Origin of the sequence: Lelliottia jeotgali (assembly GCF_016771845.1) — a bacterium.
GTDB lineage: Bacteria > Pseudomonadota > Gammaproteobacteria > Enterobacterales > Enterobacteriaceae > Enterobacter > Enterobacter jeotgali.
Genome location: NZ_JAENMQ010000001.1, coordinates 125,964 through 149,091 on the forward strand (window position 1 = coordinate 125,964; position 23,128 = coordinate 149,091).

Here is a 23,128-nt window from a genome sequence, read left to right on the forward strand (position 1 = left end):
CATCTATTGCCTGTTGAGTGACATATCGCACTGCTTACGGACAGGCGGAAAGGTTAGTCGCAAATGAACAAAATTTATCGCGTTGTCTGGAGTGCCGCTCTGGGGCTCTGGGTTGTTGCATCCGAAACCACCCGCAGCCGTAAAAAAGGGCGGGTGCGTCGTGCGCTCCAGGTGGCGACCGCCAGTGCGCTTACCAGCCTGGTGCTCTCATCTTCAGTGCTGGCCGATGAAACTCTGAACTGGAGCCAGGCGGGCAGCTATATTCCTGCGCCGGATAAGGATGGGGTGATTGATGACTACGGCTATTTCGCCACTCTCAGCGATGCGATTGCGTCCCTGCCAGATGCTCAGCATAAAACCTACGCGGGTGGGACAAAACTGACGATCAACGGCCCGATCCCCAACATCCAGATGGGGACCAACGGCACCTCGCAAAACAAAACGTTGAAAGAGCTGCTGGCGTCCGGTGCGATTAAATCGATTACCGACAGCAAGGGTAATAACATCACGCTCGCCAATATCGATCAGTTCGTGGTCTCTTCCGGGTATAACGAGCCGAATGCGAATCAGAACATGGACCTCACGATGCCGGGCACCAGCGGCGGGGTTGAGCAGATCACCATATTTAATTCCGCTGATTTTCAGAATAGCGGGACCAATACCCTCGGGGATATCAGCGTCCCGATCTACGATTTTGACAGCATTTCTCAGTACAACCATTTCGGTATCAGCCACATCACCAACGACGGCGGCGACGTCACCCTGGATATTGGCGCGGATACCAACGGCAGCACGGCGATTGCCGATGCGAAAAATACCCTGCGCATGTACACCAAAAACACCGAGCTGACCCTGGCGGAAGGCGCAGCGGGAAATACCAGCCAGACGCACTGGCAGTCGGATAACTACATTCAGTTTGGCGGGGCGATCACGCTGCCGACTGAAACCAACAGCGGCAGCGGCTCGCTGAATGCCTGGAACAAAACGATCGAGTTGCCGACCTACACCCAGGACGCTGACGGCAATGTGGTGGCCGGGCCAACAAAAAGTTTCACCATCAACTCGCTGAGTGATATCGCTGCGGTAAATGATTTCCTCACGCAGTCGGGTAAGGGTCAGCCTTCCCAAATCCAGCTGTGGCTGCTCGGCGAAGAGACAATCAACGGCAATAAAGTGACCGACGGCACCGGCGTGCAGAACGTCTATCAGGCAATCATTAAAGATCTGCTCGACGCCAGACAAACTCAGGATGTGAACTGGACTTACAACCTGTGGTCGGACGATCAAAGCCACAGCGGCAACGCCACCCAGGGTGCGGGCACCGTCAGCGTGATTTTCGCCACCGGGAAAGACGCGCTGGGCGAAATCACTGACAAAGGCAGCCTGGCGGTTTCCGGCAGTCACCTTGGGGTGATGCATGCTGAAAAGGGCGCACAGATTATTAACAACGGCGCGCTCAATACCTGGAATGATACCGGCGCCCGCGCCGATGGCATGTACGCCAGCGACGCGACGGCGATCAATAACGGCACGCTGAACGCCGGACTGTTTATCGAAAAAGACGGCTCGCGTGTCGGTCACATTGACGTCAGCAATGTCGATCTCAGCAATCAGGGCTCGGTGGGGATTTACGCCACCGGAAGCAGCACCGTCACCAACAACGGCACGCTGAACGTGGCGCTGGCGGATAATGGCAACGGGCTGGCAGAGGGGATACACGCCGAAGGCAAAACCACGGCACTTAACAACAGCATCATCAACGTGGTGAATAACCCGCGCAATACGCTGGGCAGCGCCACCGCGTACGGCGTCAACGTCCTCGGCGATTCAACCTTCACCAACGCCAGCGGCGGGACCATTACCCTTGGGGTGAAAATGGACAGCGCCACTGCCAGCAGCGCCGACGGAGTGATGGAAGGCGGCAGTGCGCAAAGCGCGGCGATCCGCAGCCAGAGCACCGGGGATGTGATCAACGACGGAATGATCCTGCTCGCGAAATATGTGCGTAACGCCGTCGGGATGTTGTCCGAAGGCGGCGCAGGTAAGGTGATTAACAACGGGCGCATCGACGTGCTGGGCACCGCGCTGCCGGGCTCGAACAACATGGCGGGCAACTTTGGCCTGTACGCCCACGACGCCTCGGGCGTCATCAATAACGGCAAAATTAATATCGGCGGCGCGGGGAACAATGGCCTGCGCGTGTACGCCGATAACGCCAATGCCCACGCAGATTCCACGGCGACCGGGGCGATCACCGTCATTAAAAACACCGACGGCTCCGACGATCTGAAATACCGCAACTACGCGGTATACGTTGCCAGCCGGGACCAGAGCCATCAGGCCACAGCAAATATCGACTCTGGCATTACCCTCAACGCGCAGGGGGCAATTGGGGTTCACGTGCGCAATAACGCCGAGGCGGATCTGGGTAAAAACACCACCGTTGCCTTCAACAACCGCGATCAGATCGGCTATTACGCCTACGGCGAAAACGCGCGCATTAACCTCAATAACCTGACGCTAAACGACAATCAGCAGAAGCACACCACGCTGTTCCTGCTCGATCACGGCGCACGTTTTGACGGGGATAACATCGGCTACGACTTGACCCTCACCGGCGAAAAATCCGTCGGCGTGCTGGCGAACGGCACCGGGACCACGGTCAGCACCGGCAAAGCCAAAATACATGTCGATAACGAGGGCGGCGTCGGAGTGGAAGTGACCGGCGGTGCCAGCGGGACCATTGCCGACGGCGCAATTGTGCTCGACCACGACAACACTACCGCCGTGGTGGTGGACGGGCAGGGTCACGGTCTGGATGGTGCGGACAGTGGCAAAACCTTCGCCACATCGGTCACCTCTGACGCCAGAATAGCCACGCTCGACAGTCAGACGGGTGTGACCGGGTATGACGTCAGTCATCAGGGCGTGCTGACCCTGACCGGCACTTCCAGCCTGGATATTCGCGGACAGAACAATATCGGCGTGAACCTGGATACCGATGGCACGCTGGATAACCAATCCTCTTCCGCGCTGATGGTCAGCGGCAATGGCCGCCAGTCCGGAAATATCGGCGTACTGGTCAACGGCGCGAACGCTATTGTCAAACAACTTGGAACCGTCATCGCCAACGGCGGCGAAGCGGCGGTGAAACTGCAAAACGGCGCGACGCTGAATATATCTGGTTCGAACAACCACATTTCTGCCGCCGACGGCGCAGATGCGATCCTGCTCGCCAGCGGTGCGAAGCAGTTGACCGCGTCCAACACCACCATCGACGTGACCGGCTCCGGCGCAGGCATTCAGAACGATGCCAATAACTCCAATATTCAGCTCAATAACGTCACCATCAATGCAGGCGACGGTCCGGCGATCAGGACCTCGGTTTCCCTCAACGCGGGCGGTTCGAATAACGTCCTTAATGTGACCGGGAATGATGCCTCCGGCAGCGGGGCGGGTTTTGCCTTTGAGAATAAAAACTCCAGCGATCTGATTCAGGGTAAAGATCTGAACATCGGCGGGAGCTACGCGATCAACGTCGGGAACGCCGCAGGCGATGCCACCGGGAGCGGCATCCGCGCCAGAACGACCGGGAATGTCACCACCTCGACCACCATCAATATCAACGACAAAACTGGCGGCAGCGCGCTGCTGGCTGAAAACGCTAAATCGGTGACCAACAGCGGTAAAATCACCACCGCCAGCGACGGGGCGGCGGCGATCAACGCCAAAGCTGCGACCACCTTCACTAACACCGGCGATGTGGAATCGACCAGCACCGGCAGCACCGCGTCGCTGGTGGATCTCTCCGGTACCGACGCCGACACCGGCAACAGCAAAACGGTGCTCAACAGCGGGGCGCTGAAAACCGCCAGTCAGAACTCGGTGGTGCTGGATGTCAGCAGCAATACCAACAACACCATCACCAATCGCGGGGATCTGATTGCGGCGAACGGTGGCACCGCGCTGTTAAGCGGTGTAGGCAGCGACGCTATATTTTTTGAATCCGGAAATGTTACCGGTAACGTTCTGGCGGGTGACGGCGATGACACGTTGCAAATTTCCGGCGGCAGCGTCGCCAGCCGCATTGACATGGGCAACGGCAGCGATACTTTCACCTGGAATGCGGGCTCGCTCGCGGGCAGCGTCGACTTCAGCGGCACTCAGGGGAACGACCGCGGGAATATCGGCAACGTCGATTTAAGCAAAGTGACGCACGTGCTGACCGCCTCCAGCAGCGGCAACGCGCTGACCTTCACCGACACCCACGGCGCGGCGGCGAAAATCGGTAGCTTTGGGGTCGACGATTTAAGCAAAGGCACCAACATCGGCAGCGGCTGGAACAGCCTGACGGTGACGGGTGGGCAAGCCGATATGCGCGTGGTGGATAATCTTGCAGGCGTCAGCGCACTCAGCGTTACTAACGGTGCGACGTTGCGTTCAGGCGATAACGCGGTGACTGCCGGGCAGCACAGTATCGGTAATCTGAATGTCACAACCGCGGGGGCGAACAGCAAACTGGTGCTGGACGGCGACAGCAACACGATTTACAGCGGCGTCATCAGCGGCGACGGCCAACTGGAGCGCGCGGGTTCGGCGACCACCGTTCTGCTGGGTGATAACACGTACACCGGGCAAACCACCATCGACACCGGATCGGCGATCCAGGTCGGGAACGGCGGCACTGCCGGGGCATTATCCGACGTGACCCGCATTCTCGACAACGGTCTGTTCACGGTCAATCTCAGTAAAGAACAAACTCTCGGCGGCGCGATCACCGGCAGCGGCAGCTTCCACCAGGACGGCAGCGGCATGACGCGTCTCAACGGCGATAACGCGTATAAAGGCGCAACGCAGGTTAATCAGGGATCGCTGGTGATTAACGGCAACCAGAGCGCGGCGACCGGCGATGTCACCGTGGCGGATAACGCGCTGCTCGGCGGGCACGGTACGATTGGCGGGAACGTGGTGATGGGCGACAACGCCACGCTGCAGCCGGGCGACGGCGGCACCGGAACGCTGACCATCAGCAACGGCAAATCCCTGACGCTTGGCAAAAATACGGTTTCTGATTTTGAATTCGGCGAAGCCTACAAACCGGGTGGCAACCTGAATGACCTCGTCGACGTGGCGGGCGATTTAACGCTTGGCGGTAAGCTGGATGTCAGCACCGCGTCCGGCGGCAGCTTCGGCCCTGGCGTGTACCGCATCTACAACTACGGCGGCGCACTGCACAATGACGGCAAACTGGTGCTCGGCTCCTTACCGGGCGGCACGGCGGGCGATCACTACTACATCCAGACTGATATCGATCATGAGGTCAACCTGGTCAACGACGGTGGCCTGGCGCTTCAGTTCTGGGACGGTGCGGAGACAAACGGCGACCACGGCCCGACCGGCATCGAAGGGGATAATCACATCGACGGCGGAAACGGGGAATGGACTTCACGCGGCGATCTTGGGGATAACAACTGGACTACCGCCTCCGGGAAAGGCGACGCGCCGTGGGCGCAGTACGCGTACGCTATTTTCCAGAGCAAAGCCGGGACGGTCACGGTGGACGATAAAGTCGGCGATGTGCATTTTGCCGGAGGCCAGTTCGCCAGCGACGGTTACGTTGTCACGGGTGATGCGTTATACGCGGTCGATACGCTGACTGCGGCGTCTACCGACGGTTCGGTTCCGGCGGATTCTCCGCTGAAAAAAGGCGATCTGTGGCTGAACGTCGGCGACGGCACCGCCAGCTCAGAAAACTGGAAAGCAACCATTGAATCCGACCTTATGCAGGCCAACGCGGGCGATAACATCGCGCTGGTCAAAGGCGGCACCGGGGTGCTGATCCTTAAAGGCAACAACGACTATCTCGGCGGGACGCGCATCGAGGGCGGCACTTTGCAGGTGCAAGGCAACCAGAATCTCGGCGCGGCGGATTCCACTATCACCATCAACAATAACGCCACGCTGCAAAACGGCGCGGACTGGGACACCACGCGCGGAATTATTCTCGGCGATGCGGGCGGTCAGCTCGATCTCAACAGCCATGCGCTGAACGATAACGGTGTCATCAGCGGGAAAGGCAAACTGACGGTGCGCAGCAGCACTGCCGATGCCGACAGTCAGCTGACGCTGAACGGCGATAACACCTTCCAGGGCGGCACGGCGATTATTGGGACCGATCATCGTTCTGATGTGGTGGTGGATGCAGAGTCAACGGCGGCGCTGGGCGCGGGCAGCAGTAAGGTCGATCTCAGCTACGGCGCAACGCTGAACATCAACAATGCCAGCTCGACGCAAACGCACCACTTCACCGTCGACGACAGCCTGTTGACCCTCAACGACACCAGCCGTACCGCGGATTCGGTTATCGATATCAGCAATAAAGGCCAGGTGCAGTTCAACGACAACGCGCAGGGCGATAATGCGAAGATTAACGTCGGCAGCGGCGCATCGATGGCGATGAATAACGGCTCGGATGCGGGCAACGCGCAGATCGTCAATAAAGGCCGGGTAAGCTTTAGCGATCAAGCTCAGGGGCGCAGTGCGACAGTCGATAATCAGAAAGGCGGAACGGTGAATATCGCCGGAGCCGACGACCAGACGGCGATCGGCTCTCTTTCCGGGGCCGGGAACGTCGAACTCGGCGGCAACACCCTGCTGGAAGGGGCGCTGGAGCGTGCGGATGAGATCAGCGGTATTATCAGCGGCAATGGCGGTAGCCTGGTAAAAGAGGGTAATGGCACGCTGACCCTGAGCGGCGATAACACCTACACCGGCACGACGCACGTCGAACAGGGCGTGCTGCTGGTGAACGGTGATCAACACGCGGCGACGGGCGATGTGACGGTCGATGCGGGCACCACGCTCGGCGGGAACGGCGTTATCGGCGGGGATGTGACCATCGCCGATAACGGCCATATCGCGGCGGGGGCGGATCTCGGCAGCGTTGGCAAACTCACCACTGGCAGCCTGACGCTGGCGCAAAATTCGCAGCTCGATTATCAGCTTGGCGAAGCTTACATCGTCGGCGGTAAGCTCAACGATCTGATCGACGTCAACGGCGACCTGAATCTCGACGGCAAGCTGAACATCACTCAAACCAGCGGCGGCAACTTTGGCGTTGGGGTTTATCGCTTGATTAACTACACCGGCAGCCTGAATAACAATGGCCTGGATATCGCCAGCGCGCCGGAAGCGGCGGACAGCCTGTACGTGCAGACCTCGGTTAATCATCAGGTCAACCTGGTGAACCGCGCGGGCCTGCAATTGCGCTTCTGGGATGGCGCGGGCGGTAAAGACGGCGTGCAGAAGAATAACAATGTCATCGACGGCGGGGACGGTGTCTGGCAGAGCGGCGCGGGGAACGACAACTGGACCACAGATGGCACCAATCCATCGGGGGCACTCAACGCGCAATTTGACGACGATGCGTTTGCGGTGTTCGAAGGGGCAAAAGGAACCGTCACTGTCGATAAATCGTTGGGCGACGTGTGGTTAAGCGGCGCGCAATTTGCCACCGACGGCTATGTGGTGCAGGGCGATGCGCTCAACACCCATACCGCCGATACCATTCTGCGCGTCGGCGACGGTACGGTTGACGGTGCGAAGATGACCACCACCATCAACAGCGTCATCCAGGGAACCGGCGGAATCGACAAAACCGATATCGGCACCCTGGTGCTGAATGGCGATAACACCTACACCGGCGGAACGACCGTCAGCGGCGGGGTGTTGAACGTCAGTGCGGATAACAATCTGGGCGTGCATGAAACCAGCCTCACCCTCAATGGCGGTACGCTGCAATACGGCAAAGGCTTCGACACCGACCGCCAGGTGGTGCTCGGCGAATACGGCGGAGGTATCGACACGAATGGCAACAAAGCCACGTTGTCCACGGCGCTCACCGGCAGCGGTAAACTGACCAAACTCGGGAAAGGCACCCTGACGCTGACCGCCGACAGCCAGGCCACGGGCGGGACCACCATCGACGGCGGCGTGTTGCAGCTCGGTAACGGCGGCACCACCGGTGCAGTGCTGGGCGATATCGAAGATAACACCGGTCTGGCGGTCAATCGTAGCAATACCTTGACGCTTGATGGCGACATCAGCGGAAAAGGGGAAGTGCAGCAGACAGGTCGCGGCACCACGGTGCTGACGGGCGATAACAGCTACAGCGGTATGACGCGTGTCACCAACGGTACCTTGCAGGCAGGCGGCAAACAGACGCTGAGTGAAAACTCGGTGCACACCGTGTACCAGGGCGCGTTGCTGGATACTCAGGGTTACGATCAGCAGATCGCCGGCATGAACAATGCAGGAACCTTGAACCTGACCAGCGATCGCATCGGTTCGCAGCTCACGGTAAAAGGCAACTACGTGGGCGATAGCGGCACCATTAACCTGGCCGCGCAGCAGAAAGGCAGCGAAGGGACGGCGGATAAATTGGTTGTCGACGGCGGGACCGCATCGGGCCAGACCCGACTGAACATCGACATCTCACGCCTCGGCGCACCGACCCACGGCGACGGTATCGAAGTGGTGGAGGCACGCAACGGCGCGACCACTACCGCGCAGTCGTCTCGCGACGCGTTTACGCTTGGAGCCGATCATCTGGAAGCGGGCGCATTTGAATATCATCTGTTCGCCGGGGATCTGAAAGCGCAGGGCGAAAACTGGTATCTGCGCACCGACTATCGCTCAGAAGTGCCGCTGTTCGACGGCATTGCGCAGGCGGTGCGCACCGGCGATATGGCGGTGCTGGCGAATCTGCATAAACGTATGGGCGATGAAAACAGCTTCACCAAAGGCACTCCTGACGATAAACGTGCCTGGGCGCGTTACATCGGCGATGCCGGGCGGACTCGTCTCAATGATGCGGCAAACTCCTCCCTCGACACACACCTGAATGGCGTGCAGGTTGGGAGCGATCTCTGGACTAACGCGCAGTGGAAAACAGGACTGTATGCCAGCCTGATGGATAACAATACCTCGGTGAAGGGTCAGTCGGGCGGGAACAACGGCTACGTGGGGGATATCAAAGACCACGCCCTGTATCTCGGCGGCTATGCGACCTGGACGGCGGATAACGGATTCTGGGTGGATAACGTTGTGCAATATGGTCGCCACTCCCTGCGTGTGAAAACGCACGGGAAAACCTACGAGCCGGACGGCAACAGCCTGGGGGCGTCGGTGGAAATCGGCAAACCGTATCAACTGGGCGAAAGCCGCTGGCAGCTTGAGCCGCAGGCGCAGCTTATCTGGCAGCACAGCAATTTCGACGACATAAGCGTGAAGGGCGATACCAAAACCCAGGCGCAGATCGATGCCGGAGATTCTGTTACCGCGCGCATCGGCACCCGTCTGGTCGGCCATTATCAGACCCGACAGGGCGAAGTGACGCCGTATGTGCGCGTGAATCTGTGGCAGGGAATGGGCGGTTCGGATGACACGCGGTTTAGCAATAAAACAGCCACCACAAGTTTGTCTGCCGGACAGCGCTATTCCAGCACCGAAGCCGCTGCGGGTGCCACCTGGAGCGTCAAACCGACCCTGCAATTCTACGGCGAAGTGGGGCGCGAATGGAGCAACAAAGGCCAGCAGAGCGAGGTGAGCAAAGATGTGACCGGGAGCATTGGCTTTAAGGGGAGTTTTTAAGGTGAGGTAAATTAAGAACCCGTAGGCCGGATAAGCGCGAACGCTTATCCGGCTTTTTTTATATCATGTTCAGTTCAACTGCATCGTATTTTTTGACAACAGTATAAAACTCACCACATCATTAATTTTGTAATTTTCCTGGAAAAACGTTCTTAATCCCGTGCCGCCCATAATTCGTGGTGCCTGAGATTTGTTTGCTGTGCGATTAATGATTGCCGTGAGTCTTACTGAGCCATCTCTATTTATAATGGTAAGTGTGTCACCATCATCAGAAAATTCATCAGATGAGGAGACTGGAACATTAAAGAAACCGCGTTTCCAATAGGTCGGGGCCATATTGAAGCTGTGAGCTGTTTTTGTCGCTCCATCTTGTAAGGGATCCTCGACAACGAGAGGGCTGATACTATCGTTAACCTGAGGATCCGTGGTTAACTCTTTCGAACCGCCATTCGCCCCAGTCTGAAACTAATACACCCTGACTTTTACCCTTTAAGAAGAAAGTGTTATGGTATGAAACACGAAATCACATTCATTAATATACAGACAGGCTGTTATGACTGATAAATTGAAAGGGTATGTCTATATACTGGAAGTCGCTGATATTGATCTACCCGTATGTAAAATTGGCATGACCACCAGGGACCCTGTTTCTCGATGCCATGAGATAAATAAAAGCTCAACGGGGGATTTTATCTGGTCTGTGGCTTTTTCTCTGGCGGTTGATGACTGTCAGTCATTAGAAAAATTAATTCATCATAAACTGACGCCATTACGACAAAAAAGACGAGAGTTTTTTAATATTTCTCCAGAAAATGCCTGGAAAGCCGTCATCTCTATTTTTGATTCTCAAAGTGATATAAAAATTGTAGATAAATTCGATGAGATCGAAATTACACCTGAAATGAATACTCACTCCAAAACCAAAAAGAGCACCAGCCATACGACTAGACAGGATGCTGCCGGGTATACCGCTTTACTGCAGACGTTTTGTGAGGTGCTGGAAGTGAAAGGGCGGCCATTTGGTCAGCTGAACAAGCCCTTTTTTGGGATGAGTGACGGCAACGAAGGCGTTCAATGGAACATTTCGGTACACCCGCAGAGCAATACGATCCACATGGGGGTTAATCTGGAAGGTAAAATGTACAAAAACTGGCCTGTCTCTCAGCTTATACAATCAGAATTAATTGCGCCTGAGTTGCCTTCGCTGATAGCAAAAACAGATCACTCCGATGATATTTTCCTGACGTTTTGGCGAGATGCCTGGCAGGTTGCATCCAGACCCGAAATTAAAGAGAAATATATCGGAGGTCGGCCATTCAGACTAAATGAACTCACTGGGGAAAAGTGGCAGGGTATTTTGAGTGAAGCCCAGGAGTGTCTCGATAAAAAGGCCGGATATCAAAAGCGTAATACCCAAAATGTCACTATTGTTAAAAAAGATGGCACAACCCACTGCCGAACTATGCAGGTCTCACCTCATTTAACGGTGTGGTCACCCTTGTTCATTCACGACAGCATTGAACAGGCTGTGAGAGATAAAATCACGGAACTCACCGGTATTTACAGTTGGATGAAGAAACTGGCCTAAACAGACATTAACAAGCGGTGTAAGCAGAACCCGTAGGCCGGATAAGCGCTAGCGCCATCCGGCTTTTTTTAAAGGGTGTGAGATTTACGCCAGTAACGAACTACTGGCATGTTAACGGCTGGATTCACGCTCCGCACCCGAGGCTTCAAGCCCAACCCTTTGACCGTAGGATAGCTCTAGAGTATTCCCGTCAGGATCAGCGAAAAAGACAAAGTAGCCAACGGGATCGCCAGCCTGAACCGGCTCTTTGCGCAACACGCCCTCTGAACGTGCCATCTCCACTTTTTGGTCGATCTCCTCAATGCTGGCGCATGCGACGCCAAGATGACCAAAATTGCCCAACGGGGTATCGGTCACCACATCGGCCTGGACAAGAACGAGGGCAAACGGACGTGTGCGATCGCTTAGCCAGGCAACTTTGCGCGCCTCCGGGACGTCAGGTTTTCGTTTGTGAACAACATCCATGCCCGCATAGCGGTGATAGAAATCAATACTCTTATCCAGATCCCTTACGACAAATGCCACGTGGGTAAAACCAACATCCACCTCTTTCATAACCTGAGTCCTTTTTTTGAGTTCCGGAGGGTATCTTAAAAGCTCAAGTTAACTTCAGGTCAAGCCTGAGGGCAGCATTGGGCTGCCCACGAGACGGGAGGTTGAAACGGCAAAGCACGAGGTGCAGGGAGCAGGGCGTTTAACATTTCAGCGAGACTTAATGACCATCCGGATCGCACCATGCACTCATCAGCTGTTGCAAAATGTAGTTAAGTCCCAACACAACGAGCAGGGATACTAAGACTGCTGCTACAACAATAATCATCAGAAACTCCTTGTAATCCGTTTTCGTCCTTCAAAATCTTAGATCGTATTTTTGATTTGTCACTCGCTGAAGTGAATTTTCTTATCCTCAACAGGGGCAGGCCATCGCTACGAAACCTATATCCGGTTCTTTTTTGGAAATTAAATCAATAAAAAAGCCCCGTCAGGGGCTTAGTATTTTGTAGAAATAGATGACGCGTCTCGCTGCATCAGAATCGATATTGCAGACCGGCGGTAAGGGTATAGTTTTTGTTAGAAATGCCCGCTGCATCTCCGCCAATGGAACCTGATTCGCCACTGTTGTTATCAATAATCTGAGTGCCGCCTTTACCTTCTTCGTAGCTGCTATAGGCGAATTCGGCAAAGACTTTGGCGTGCGGTGTGACGTAATATCCCGCGTCAATTGAAGCGCCGTAATAGCGTGAGTTCGACGTTTTCTCACGGAAGGTCAGATCACGCATATAGTGCTCGTCGTTATCGTGTGCCCGGACCCAATCGCTGAATTTAAACAGCGCGTTAACTTCAAAGTCATTAAAGCGATATTGTCCCGCAAGGCCAATGTAGGGCATAGAGAATCGCTGGCTATAACCAATTCCCCGTTCACCTGCCGGGAAATTCCCCGTATTAGTGCCGTTATCATAATTGTAAGAGCCGCCGGTAGCCGTCCAGCTGAAACGTGTTTCCTGATAACCTGCGACTACCCCAGCTTTATAATTTTCGTTCTGAAATACCCAGCCTTTCACATTGAGATCGTATTCATTGGCATAATTGACATTCGTCGCCGGATGGGATGAGTGGTCTGTCCATGAGGACTGATTTTCGTTCATCCAGTCGTAGTCATCCATATGTCCCGAGCCTGATGCCAATGACGTCCAACCGCGCGCGTTCAGCGTCAGGAAAGAGTACGCGTCCCAGGAAATATCGCCTTTCAGAATGGCGACATTTTTTATTTTCCAGTCCAGTTGGCTGATTTTTCGGCCTGTTACTTCGTCATAAACCATCTCATGAGATTTCCCACTCAGCATCCCACCGGAGGCTGAAACACGTAAACTGTCTGGGGAAAAATCCGGTGTCCATTGCGCGGCACCCGCATAAACTGCGCCTGAAAATGTGGCCATCATCATTATTGCAACGCGACTTTTTTTCATTATTTTTTCCCTAAATAAAATTTAATCAATGAGTTGCAGAATTATTCTAAAAGTCATACAAATGACAATCAACTGCCAGTTTTGGTAATATTTTAGAACGCGCAGCGGGAATGCATCCTGACATCACAGTGATTTTCCGGTGTGTTTTCTTCCATGAGAGGGAATTCTGATGAGTGTGCCGCAAACAAAAGCTGAATTGCTTTTAGCTATTGATCAAAACTTCAGTAAATTAATCCGTTACCTCAATACCATCCCGCCCGAAATGACGTCCGGTTACGTAATGGAAGGGCACGCTAAAGGGACAGAGATGAGTGTTCATGACCTTGTTTCGTATTTACTCGGATGGAATTCTTTGGTGGTTAAGTGGGTAACTTCTGATGCTAAAGGCCAGCCTGTCGATTTTCCGGAATCCGGTTTTAAATGGAATCAGCTTGGTCTTCTTGCTCAAAAATTTTACGAAGATTATAGCGATTTACCTTATGACGCTCTCATTGCAGAACTGCAGACGGTAAAAAATGAAATTGTGACGCTGATTGATGAGCGTACTGATGATGTTTTGTATGGAAAACCCTGGTACACAAAATGGACGATGGGGCGAATGATTTCGTTTAATACCTCTTCGCCTTACGCCAATGCAAATGGAAGATTAAGGAAGTGGGCGAAAAAGAATAATGTCAGTTTGAAGTAAGGATCGGCGCGAACATCAAGCTTATGTCGATACCTTAAACGCTGAGGGGTCTTCAAGGATGCTGATGATCAAATCGAGCGGGAAGATGATCTCATGCGTCTGTCTTAGCTCGTCGAGTGTCCACCAGCGGTGATCGCGAATGACTTTCTTTTCATTGCTAGTCCACCTTGAGCGGTCAATATCTGATTTATCGGTATGAATAATAAAGAAACGCTCTTGTGCAAGAACCGTTTCCCCGCTGGGGAGCATCATTGTGAAGTTTCTGGACGCTATCTGCGGTCCTGCCGATGTTCTTGTCAGACCCGTTTCTTCCTGTAATTCGCGCAAAGCCGCCTGCTCAAAAGATTCATTGTGTTCAAGCCCGCCGCCTGGCGTTGCCCAGTAGGTTTTTCCGGTTAATGCATCATCGCTATGGCAGAAACAAAAGAGCAAAACGTGATTTTCAGGCGAAAGGACCAGTAACCGGGATGATGGACGAGTACGCACAAAGTCTCCTTAAATAAAATGTTAACCCCAATGATCAATAAAAATTGGTAGCTATACATATACACTGAGTTACCAGGTAATACAGGTTGGTCATTTTACAGGATAATATCCATGCACTCACATCCGCTACGCCAGATTATTGAATCCTGTGACAGGTCGATTTCCGCTAAAGACTTTGATTCTCTGATGGAGAATTACGCTGAGGATGCGGCTCTGGTGGTTAAACCAGGTTTGATCGTTACTGGCAAAGAAAATATCCGCAAAGCCTTTATCGCCATTTCTGATTACTTTCAGGATCAACTTATTGTTGAGCAGGGAGAGATGCAGGTTATTGAAGGCGGCGGCAATGCACTTGTTATCATGGAGACCGTCCTTCGTTTCCCTGATGGTCAGGGGGGAAGAGTCGAAACCACGCGGCGTGCAACCTATGTTTTCCGGCAGGAAAAGAGCGGTCGCTGGCTGTGTACAATTGATAATTCCTATGGCACGTCACTTTTAGATGCTGAGACTGCCTGATGAAAGGAGGGCGGTTCGGTCATGGAACCCACTCAACTGCAAAAAGTTTACGACGCCGCTAACCAGAAAACGCTCACCCTCTGGCGGGAAAACCCCGGCATCGGTGAAATCAGGACCGAGCGTTACTACGATCCCGACAAGCTGGCACTGGCAACAGGTATACGACCGCAGGTGCCAGCGCCAGTCGAAGAGCTCATTCGTGAGCTGAACACGCTCGTGGAGGGCGATCGGCTGGCCGATATCCTCCCGATCAGTAGCGTGCATTTTACCTTTCTGCCCCTGACTCTGCCGCTGTACGAAGAAAACGAATCGCTCCCGACGAAGGCAGGGGAATTGACCGATATCTGGCGTGAATATCAGGGGAAGCAAGTAGTGATCCGGCAGCTACGGCTGGTGGCTCTGCCCAGTCAGTTACTGCTTGCCGGTATCCCTGATGATCCGGCTATTGCCATGCGCCAGTCATTCTGCGAGAGCGTTTTAGCGTCTCAGTGGAAAGAGGAGTTGCTACAGCGTCATACCGGTAGCCCCTTGCCCGCGCCGTTCTGGCACAGCACGCTATTGCGATACAGCGCGCAATTTTTACCTACATCACTGCGCGAGTATTTTGCCCGGCATCAGGCGGTCGATTTTGGTGAGGTGTCGGGAGAACTTGTGTTAGCGAGAGTGAATTACAATTGGGGAAAGTGCTTAATTTATTGATTTATAATAGGTAAACCGCGCAAGGACGGGCGTTGCCGGAGACGCCGTCGTATTTTGAGCTGGAAGCTGATGCGCTGTGTAAATGATGTCAAAGAACCCGTAGGCCGGATAAGCGTCAGCGCCATCCGGCTTTTTTATTGAGAGGTGTGTGGTTGTTCTTGTGGTCCGCTTTATGCGGTGTATTTATTTGCGCTGAGTAATTACATTGCTTGTTTTTTGTACTAACGATGGTGCTGTTTGGGTATGCCAAATAACGGCATCGATCTTATTTAATCAATATAAAAAGAACGGTTTCTTTTAACTGGTTGATTTCAATGGATTAAAATAATGCTAAAATGATTGCAACAATAATAGCCCTGGATCATATGTAAATAGCACAATAACTAAATTATAATTCTTTAACATCCGGTTGATATACGAGGTCAGAATGCGGTTAATTGTCATGCTGTTAAGTTTTGCGCTCTCTACTCAGGTCTGGGCGGGTGAACTTGCCAGACCTACCGGTAAAGTCCTTTTAACGCTGTCTGGTCATATCGAAAATACAAATGAGGGTGGTAAAGCCATTTTTGATCTCGCGAGCCTTGAGAAACTGGGCATGGTCAGCTTCCAGACGACTTCTCCCTGGTACAATGGCCGCACAACCTTTACGGGTATTTCACTACAAAAACTCATGGATTATGTCGGGGCGAAAGGGTCTGTTGTTAAGGTCACTGCGCTCAATGACTACACCACCGAAATCCCGCTCAGTGATTTTAAGAAATACAACGTCATCCTTGCTTTAAAAATCAACGGCGAATATATGCGTATCCGTGATAAAGGCCCGTTGTTTGTGGTTTACCCTTACGACAGCATACCTGAGCTGAATAATCAGATTTATTATTCAAGATCAGCCTGGCAGGTCAGCAGAATGGCTATTGAGTAAGGGGTCATAAGACCAACATGAACAGAATTCTGGCTGGCATCATTTGTTTCCTTTTTATATCCACCGGGTATATCTCTTTCCTTGTGCATGAAAGGCAACAAGAGTTACAGAAATTGACTCACTACGCCGCTTCGTGGTCTGCGGCACAGCTGGTATCAGAATATTACAGGTTCGAATCGTTGCTGGGTCTTTACGCTATCGATGAGACGATGACGCTGGATGATGTGCGCATGCGTCTCGACATCATGCTCAGCCAAAGTGATTTGATGAAACAGGGTGATCTGAGTAATTACATCGAAAGTAGCAAAGCTCATCATGCACTGGCTTTACAGCTTGAAAAGACGCTTGATTATCTGGATGTTCACCTTGAGAAAATGAATCGCTCAGAACTCCAGGCTTACCTGCAAATAATGCACACGCTCGATCCGCAACTGGCTCGTCTGTCGTCCGGTGCTTTAGACAAAGATATCAACTCGATTAATGACGCCAACCTCAAAATTAAAACCCTGTACTATATTTACTCAGCGACCTCGGTATTGCTGATAATAATGAGTGCGATACTGGGTGTGCTGATATTTTTCCAGAACAGAAATATTCTGAAGGCACATCTTCAGGTAAAGAGTCTTGCTGAAGCATTGCAGGAATCGAAAGAAAAACTGCAAGTGCAGAATGCCAAGCTGGAGTATGACGTCTACCATGACTCTCTAACAGAAATGAATAACCGCCATTTCTTCTGGGAGAATTTAAATGAAACCATTGAGAGCGCAGTAAAAAGCAATAATTCTGTGAGCGTGATGTTGTTTGATTTAGACCGTTTCAAAGAGGTCAATGATACGTATGGTCATGATGTCGGTGATATGTTATTACGCCAGATATCAAAGCGTCTGACTTCGATGGGCCTTTCTTCTGACACGCTTTATCGTTTAGGCGGGGATGAATTTGCGTTTCTCTCAAGTGGCCTGACTGAGAGTCGTGCCATTTCACGAGCCCAAAATATATGTGATGCAATCAATCAGCCGTACACGATATATAACACGATTATTAATATCACCACCTGTGTCGGTATTGTCATCTCAGACACTGAACGCCGTTCCGACTATCTCTATAAATTTGCCGATCTGGCTCTGTATGAAGCCAAAAAAGAAGGTGCGGGTAAGATAAAAGTCTTCCGGCAATGGATGCTGGATAAGCTGCAAGAAAGCCGAACCCTCGAGCATGATATGGCGCTGGCTTTAGTGAATAAAGAATTCGTGGTTTATTATCAGCCTATTGTCGATTCTTTCAGCCGGGAAGTTTACAGCTATGAAGCCCTGATTCGTTGGATGCATCCTCTGAAGGGCCTTCTGTCGCCGGACAGTTTTATTCCTGTGGCTGAAAAAACAGGAATGATTAACGAGATGGGGAAATCGGTGCTTGAAATGGCCTGCCGGGAAGCTGCTTCCTGGGCGATTCCGGCTAAAATTTCCGTCAATGTTTCTCCTGTCCAGCTAGGCAGTAAAGCGTTTGCCGGAATAGTGATGTCCATTCTAAACGAAACGGGACTACCTGCTGATCGTCTTGAACTGGAAGTGACGGAATCATCTCTCTTTACTGAGAATAATACACCGATGAATACGCTTAACAGGCTGCGGGCTTTGGGGGTGAAAATATCTATCGATGATTTTGGTACCGGCTATTCTTCTCTTTCGCGCCTCAGCAGGCTTGCCTTCGATAAAATCAAAATAGATAAGTCCTTTGTGTATGCCATATCGACACAGCAAGACGCCGTTAATATTATCAGGCTCATCACCGGCATGGCGAAATCACTCAATATGAAGGCCGTTGCGGAAGGTGTTGAAACACAGGAGCAGCTGGAAAGCCTTCAGGTGCTGGGCTGCGATTTCGCACAAGGCTATCTGTTTGGTAAACCTCAGCCCCATATAGATGGGAAAATCAGAAACGGTTAAAGGGGAAGTGCTTTAATTCCACATCAGTCATTAAGTTCCTTTGACAGGTGCTGTATGTCATCGCACATCGCTTGTAATTCATTGAACAGTCTTGCTGCATGGAAACCATCGCATACGGAATGATGTACCTGAATGGCGAGAGGCAACAATATTTTTCCATCCTGTTCATAGTATTTTCCAAACGTAAACATGGGAGCGAAGAAGTTCTGCATGTGAGCAACGTTGACATTAAAACTGGTAAAAGTTACCCACGGAATAGACGAAACGAAAAATACATTTTCCGGAGACTCTCCCTTAGGCCAATAAGAAAGGTTATTACCATAGCGTGTAACGTCTTGTGAATAAGCGTCCTGGAAGTGATGAATGTTGCCATCGTAGTGACTCCATATTGAAGAGAAGGTCTCCGTTTCATTATGGAAAATGGTATAGCTTGGATGAATTTCATTCCATACGACAAGCTCATTGTTCTTTATGGCCATACGGAACTCTGAATGACTGTTTACGATTTTAGAGAGGAGGGAAATAATAGTAGGGTAAAATTTCCAACCCACCTCCTTTATATGTTTCAGAAGTGCGGTAATGTCTACCAGGACAGTTTGATTAATTGTACTCTGGGCAAATGACTGAAATACCTCAAAATGCTCTTTTCTTGCCCAACGAGATAAGTCAACAGGGGTATATTCTGGGGTTGTTTTTTTCATTTTATAACCTTTGATTGTACATTAAGCATACTTACAGGCCCCATACCGTTTTGGTAGCGAACGCATTTTGAGAGTAGCGCATCCTCATACAGGAGGGAAGGCGGTTTAAAACATTTTATATATCAGATAATAAAGTATCGCGAGGAGCCATGTGAAGAGGAATAGGGTACTGTTGTGGTCTTTGAAGATATCTCTGGCAACCGCTGGGATCTGTATCAGAGCAGGGAGGATTAAGGTCGCTATTTGTTCACTTTCAAGAGGCTTTCAACATGGGTCATGTAATAAGAAAGAATTATTCTGAGTTAGGTGATGTCAAAGCGCCGTACGTCCATTCCGTCAAGCATGGCAACACGCTCTACATTTCCGGACTCACTGCGTTTGGGACGGTGGCTCAACATGAAGGCATTGCTGAACAGGCGGAAGAAATATTCAGCCAAATCAAGAAAATAGTCAGCGTTGAGGGCATCGATTTTTCAGCGCTTATCAAAGTTACCCTGTTCGTGACCTCATTCGAGGAGATCGACGAACTTCGCAAAGTGCTGTATCGACATTACGGCGATCACTTGCCTGCCAGCTCGCTCGTGGAAGTCAGCCGTCTTTTCTCACCTGATCTTCACATTGAAATTGAAGCGATTTTCGGTCTTTGATCCATTCCGTTCTGGCAAAACGCACTAAAAGTGGTGTTAACACAGTATTAGGCCGGATACGCATTAGCGTTATCCGGCTTTTTGTTTGCGTGCAACTCTCCAGATATTACGCCTGAAAATACTGCGTTGTTACCCCAGCCTTAATGGGAAAACAGCGCAATCAGGATAATGATTGGAATAGGTACGCCTAAAAAGAACAGTAATAATGAGCGCATTTTAAACCTCTCGCATAATTAGGAATTATAAGTCACGTTGACGGCCACCGAAGGTCGCACACAGACTGGCGACGAAGGCACCCGCCAGCAGAGAAATGAACGTCCAAAGCATGAGATAGCTCGTGGTTTTACGTGCCGTATCAGCAGCCTGCTGCGCTTTCTCCTTCGCGTCTTTTAATTTAGCCTGGGCCTTGTCATAGGTGCTCTGTACCCGTTGTTCAGCCTCTTGCTGACTGATACCCGTATTTTGAGCAATCAGCCGGGCGACATACTGACGATCTTCCTGGGGTAAGGCGCCGGTGGTAATGCTGTTGGCAAAGATACCGGTCACTTCGCCAACCTGTGCAGGCGAAACGGGCTGATGAGATGCAGAGGGCATTGCAGGAGCAGGAGCCGCAGTTGGCGCAGCGGGATCGGCTGCAACGTTTGCCGGTGTGGCAGAATTGTTCGCCCTGAACAATGAGTTAACGAAATAGCTCATTGACGAACCGGAAACTGCAGACGACCCGTTTGCCATACTTGCTGCACCAGCCGCCGTGGTCACCGCAGCACCCCCGGCAACGGTACCCGCGATTTTAGCCCCCCCTCCCACGATGGCACCGACAGTGCTCGTTAACAGCGCCGCCGATACCAGCGCTGCCACAGCCCAGGCCAAAAATCCATGTGCCGTATCGCGGAAGTAAACTTCATCGGTGTGGGTATCGACCCATTTTGTGCGCAGTCGACCGGCTAAATAGCCTCCCATTCCCGACGCAACAATTTGAGTGAACGTCAACCAGGCAATGGCAGCGATACCCACCGTACCTGCGTCAAGACCGCGACTTTCCCAGGGCGAAACGGACGTAAGGCCTAAACCGGCGCCCAGCATCAGCAAAATCAAAGAGAGGGAAGCCGCTGCTGCCGCGCCTGCAAAAATGGCACCCCAGGATACGGCGCTGCTGCTCGCGGCGGGCAGGGTCAGACGCGTATCGGGGTAGCTAGTGTTAACTGCAGATTGTTCGTGAATGTGAGTCATAGCTGTTGTCCTTTAATTAATCTTTGCGTTCGGAACCAGGAACTGATTGAAAACAGGAAACATTATCACCTTCAACATTGAGGCTCTTCAGAAGCCAGGTGATGTCACTTGAAAAAGGGAAGGCTGTAAAACTGAAAGAAATTAAAACTGATGGTCACAATGGAAATTTATTCCATGAACTAAGGATAGTAGATAGTTTTGCGCTCTTGCCTGCGGGTTGATGAGAAAGCCATGTGCTGCACGATCACAAATGCGAAAGCCCGTTTGTTGTCCTTTTCGTTCGACTTTGCAAAGATGTATCGCACTTAACGTTAGACTGGTTCTGCACTGAGGATTCCGCCATGATCACCTTTCATCAACTGAAGGCCACCCGTCTGCGCGGCCAGCCCATCTCTATGGCTGAATACGCTGGAAAACTGGTTCTGGTGGTGAATACCGCCAGCCATTGTGGCTTCACGCCTCAATACGCGGGCCTGGAAATGCTCTACAAGAAGTATGCCCCCCAGGGGCTGGTGGTGCTTGGTTTCCCCTGCAACCAGTTCGGTAAGCAGGAACCCGGAGACGCCGACGCCATCGCGCAGACTTGCCACATCAACTACGGTGTGAGCTTCCCGATGTTCGAGAAAGTGGAGGTCAACGGCGCCGCTACCCATCCGCTATTTCGTTACCTGAAAGACGAATTGCCCGGCGTGCTGGGTGGACGGATTAAATGGAACTTCACTAAGTTCCTGATCGGGCGCGACGGCAAGCCGCTCAAGCGTTTTGCACCGTTCACCACCCCGGAGAAAATGGAAGCCGCCATCGTTGCAGCGCTTGAAATCTAAGTGCTCCTGGCATTCTACCCCTTCATTTTAGAGAGCTTGCGACAAGCTCTAACACGGCTGTAACTAACCTTATGAATCTCAATCGCATTTGTTATTTACTCCTGCTCTTCGCGGCAGTCGGCAGCTTTTTTACCTCACACCCGGTGATCATTTGGCTCCTGCTCGCCAACGTATTAACGCTGGTGATTTACGGGGTGGACAAAATGGCGGCGCGTAAGGCGTGGCGCAGAGTGCCGGAATCTACGTTGCTGGTGTTTGGGGTGGTCGGTGGATGGCCGGGCGCGATTGTGGGTCAACAGATTTTCCGCCATAAAACGCAAAAACAGCCGTTCAAAACCTGGTTCGTCATCAGCGTAATAGCGAGTATCGCCGTGATGGCGGCGCTTTACCGGTTTGCTCCCGTTTCGCCTTTCTAAAAATGCTCGTCCGATTTTCGGTTGTCGGTGTTTCCCCGAATGCCCTGGATTGAACCTGCACACCGCACAAGGGGATAACCATGAACTTCGCTGAACTTCCCCACCAGAACACACCATTACTTCTCGCTAACGTCTGGGATGCCTCCAGCGCTCGCGCGGCGGAGCAGGCGGGTTATCCGGCGCTGGGGACATCAAGTGCTGCCATTGCTGCAATGCTGGGTTACCCGGACGGAGAAGGTATGTCGTTTGACGAGTTGTTCTATATCGTCTCGCGGATTAAGTCAGCGACCGGTTTACCATTAAGCGTTGATATCGAAGCCGGTTTTGGTGAGAGCGCAAAGGAGATTGTCGGGAATCTTAAGCGTCTATCAACGTTGGGCATTGTCGGGGTAAACCTGGAAGACAGCAGAGTGGTTAACGGTGTTCGACAACTCGACGACGCAAGTGTATTTGCCGAGAAGTTAAAAGCGATTCGGGGTGAACTGACTGATATGTTTATCAATGTTCGCAGCGATCCGTATCTTGTGGGTCACGGGCAGGCATTACAGGAAACCCTCACTCGTGGACGGATGTATCAAGAGGCGGGGGCAGACGGATTTTTTATTCCCTGTCTGACGTCTGAGCTGGATATAGCGACCATTTCCAGAGAGATCGCGTTGCCGCTCAACGTCATGTGTATGCCCGATCTTCCCGACTTCCGCACTCTGACTGACTTGGTGTAAAGCGCATATCGATGGGGAATTTTGTACATGCGTCCGTTCAGGCGACGCTGGAAAAGACCTTAAAAACGATCGCATCGCAACAGTCCTTTGCTGGAGTCTTCCTCACCTGCAAACAATTGACTGGC

General features: G+C 52.1%; 15 protein-coding genes and 2 pseudogenes. 12 read left to right on the forward strand and 5 right to left on the reverse strand.

Going from position 1 to position 23,128, the window contains the following annotated elements; all coding sequences use genetic code 11:
• Nucleotides 1-63 precede the first annotated feature (63 nt).
• Together JBO43_RS00635 and JBO43_RS00640 are read left to right on the forward strand one after the other, a co-directional pair.
• The gene (locus tag JBO43_RS00635) at nt 64-9,651 is read left to right on the forward strand and encodes an autotransporter-associated beta strand repeat-containing protein (RefSeq protein WP_202673480.1); all 9,588 of its coding nucleotides are present in this window, start codon (nt 64-66) and stop codon (nt 9,649-9,651) included.
• A gap of 553 nt (nt 9,652-10,204) precedes the next feature.
• Nucleotides 10,205-11,239 (forward strand): GIY-YIG nuclease family protein, encoded by a 1,035-nt coding sequence (locus JBO43_RS00640; protein WP_103946354.1) that lies wholly within the window; start codon nt 10,205-10,207, stop codon nt 11,237-11,239.
• A 111-nt stretch (nt 11,240-11,350) separates the two neighbouring features.
• On the opposite strand, the gene JBO43_RS00645 is transcribed toward JBO43_RS00640, so the two are convergent.
• Nucleotides 11,351-11,794, reverse strand: a complete 444-nt coding sequence (locus tag JBO43_RS00645) for a VOC family protein (RefSeq protein WP_202673481.1) — start codon at nt 11,792-11,794, stop codon at nt 11,351-11,353.
• A 473-nt stretch (nt 11,795-12,267) separates the two neighbouring features.
• Nucleotides 12,268-13,206, reverse strand: coding sequence for an omptin family outer membrane protease (locus tag JBO43_RS00650; protein WP_095281897.1), 939 nt, complete (start codon nt 13,204-13,206; stop codon nt 12,268-12,270).
• Between the two features lie 169 nt (nt 13,207-13,375).
• Between JBO43_RS00650 and JBO43_RS00655 the strand changes: the two genes are divergently transcribed.
• Nucleotides 13,376-13,894: a ClbS/DfsB family four-helix bundle protein gene (locus tag JBO43_RS00655; RefSeq protein WP_202673482.1), complete on the forward strand. Its 519-nt coding sequence runs from the start codon at nt 13,376-13,378 to the stop codon at nt 13,892-13,894.
• A gap of 21 nt (nt 13,895-13,915) precedes the next feature.
• Here the strand turns inward: JBO43_RS00655 and JBO43_RS00660 are convergent, their stop codons facing one another.
• The gene (locus tag JBO43_RS00660) at nt 13,916-14,380 is read right to left on the reverse strand and encodes an NUDIX hydrolase (RefSeq protein ID WP_202673483.1); all 465 of its coding nucleotides are present in this window, start codon (nt 14,378-14,380) and stop codon (nt 13,916-13,918) included.
• 111 nt (nt 14,381-14,491) lie between these two features.
• Between JBO43_RS00660 and JBO43_RS00665 the strand changes: the two genes are divergently transcribed.
• From JBO43_RS00665 to JBO43_RS00680, 4 genes are all read left to right on the forward strand, one after another.
• Complete coding sequence (locus tag JBO43_RS00665) at nt 14,492-14,896, forward strand: YybH family protein (RefSeq protein WP_202673484.1); 405 nt, start codon at nt 14,492-14,494, stop codon at nt 14,894-14,896.
• A 21-nt stretch (nt 14,897-14,917) separates the two neighbouring features.
• The gene (locus JBO43_RS00670; RefSeq protein WP_202673485.1) at nt 14,918-15,595 is read left to right on the forward strand and encodes a hypothetical protein; all 678 of its coding nucleotides are present in this window, start codon (nt 14,918-14,920) and stop codon (nt 15,593-15,595) included.
• 427 nt (nt 15,596-16,022) lie between these two features.
• Nucleotides 16,023-16,517: a putative pterin-binding protein gene (locus JBO43_RS00675; protein ID WP_095281901.1), complete on the forward strand. Its 495-nt coding sequence runs from the start codon at nt 16,023-16,025 to the stop codon at nt 16,515-16,517.
• A 17-nt stretch (nt 16,518-16,534) separates the two neighbouring features.
• On the forward strand, nt 16,535-18,463 hold the full coding sequence (locus tag JBO43_RS00680; protein ID WP_202673486.1) for a putative bifunctional diguanylate cyclase/phosphodiesterase: 1,929 nt from the start codon (nt 16,535-16,537) through the stop codon (nt 18,461-18,463).
• Between the two features lie 23 nt (nt 18,464-18,486).
• On the opposite strand, the gene catA is transcribed toward JBO43_RS00680, so the two are convergent.
• Entirely contained in the window at nt 18,487-19,164 is a 678-nt protein-coding gene (gene catA / locus JBO43_RS00685) for a type A chloramphenicol O-acetyltransferase (protein WP_202673487.1), read from the reverse strand.
• 144 nt (nt 19,165-19,308) lie between these two features.
• Between catA and JBO43_RS22850 the strand changes: the two are divergent.
• Nucleotides 19,309-19,398 (forward strand): annotated as a pseudogene (locus JBO43_RS22850) (VOC family protein); the annotation flags it as partial.
• Between the two features lie 35 nt (nt 19,399-19,433).
• Nucleotides 19,434-19,811, forward strand: a complete 378-nt coding sequence (locus tag JBO43_RS00690) for a RidA family protein (protein WP_202673488.1) — start codon at nt 19,434-19,436, stop codon at nt 19,809-19,811.
• A gap of 240 nt (nt 19,812-20,051) precedes the next feature.
• On the opposite strand, the gene JBO43_RS00695 is transcribed toward JBO43_RS00690, so the two are convergent.
• Nucleotides 20,052-21,041 carry a hypothetical protein gene (locus JBO43_RS00695; protein ID WP_202673489.1) on the reverse strand — a complete coding sequence of 330 codons (990 nt, stop codon included), beginning with the start codon at nt 21,039-21,041 and terminating at the stop codon, nt 20,052-20,054.
• Between the two features lie 341 nt (nt 21,042-21,382).
• Between JBO43_RS00695 and JBO43_RS00700 the strand changes: the two genes are divergently transcribed.
• The 3 genes and pseudogenes from JBO43_RS00700 to JBO43_RS00710 all read left to right on the forward strand — a co-directional run.
• Entirely contained in the window at nt 21,383-21,865 is a 483-nt protein-coding gene (locus tag JBO43_RS00700) for a glutathione peroxidase (RefSeq protein WP_202673490.1), read from the forward strand.
• A 71-nt stretch (nt 21,866-21,936) separates the two neighbouring features.
• Nucleotides 21,937-22,281, forward strand: a complete 345-nt coding sequence (locus tag JBO43_RS00705) for a DUF1294 domain-containing protein (protein WP_202673491.1) — start codon at nt 21,937-21,939, stop codon at nt 22,279-22,281.
• Between the two features lie 80 nt (nt 22,282-22,361).
• A pseudogene (locus JBO43_RS00710) lies at nt 22,362-23,104 on the forward strand (isocitrate lyase/PEP mutase family protein); the annotation flags it as partial.
• Nucleotides 23,105-23,128: the final 24 nt, after the last annotated feature.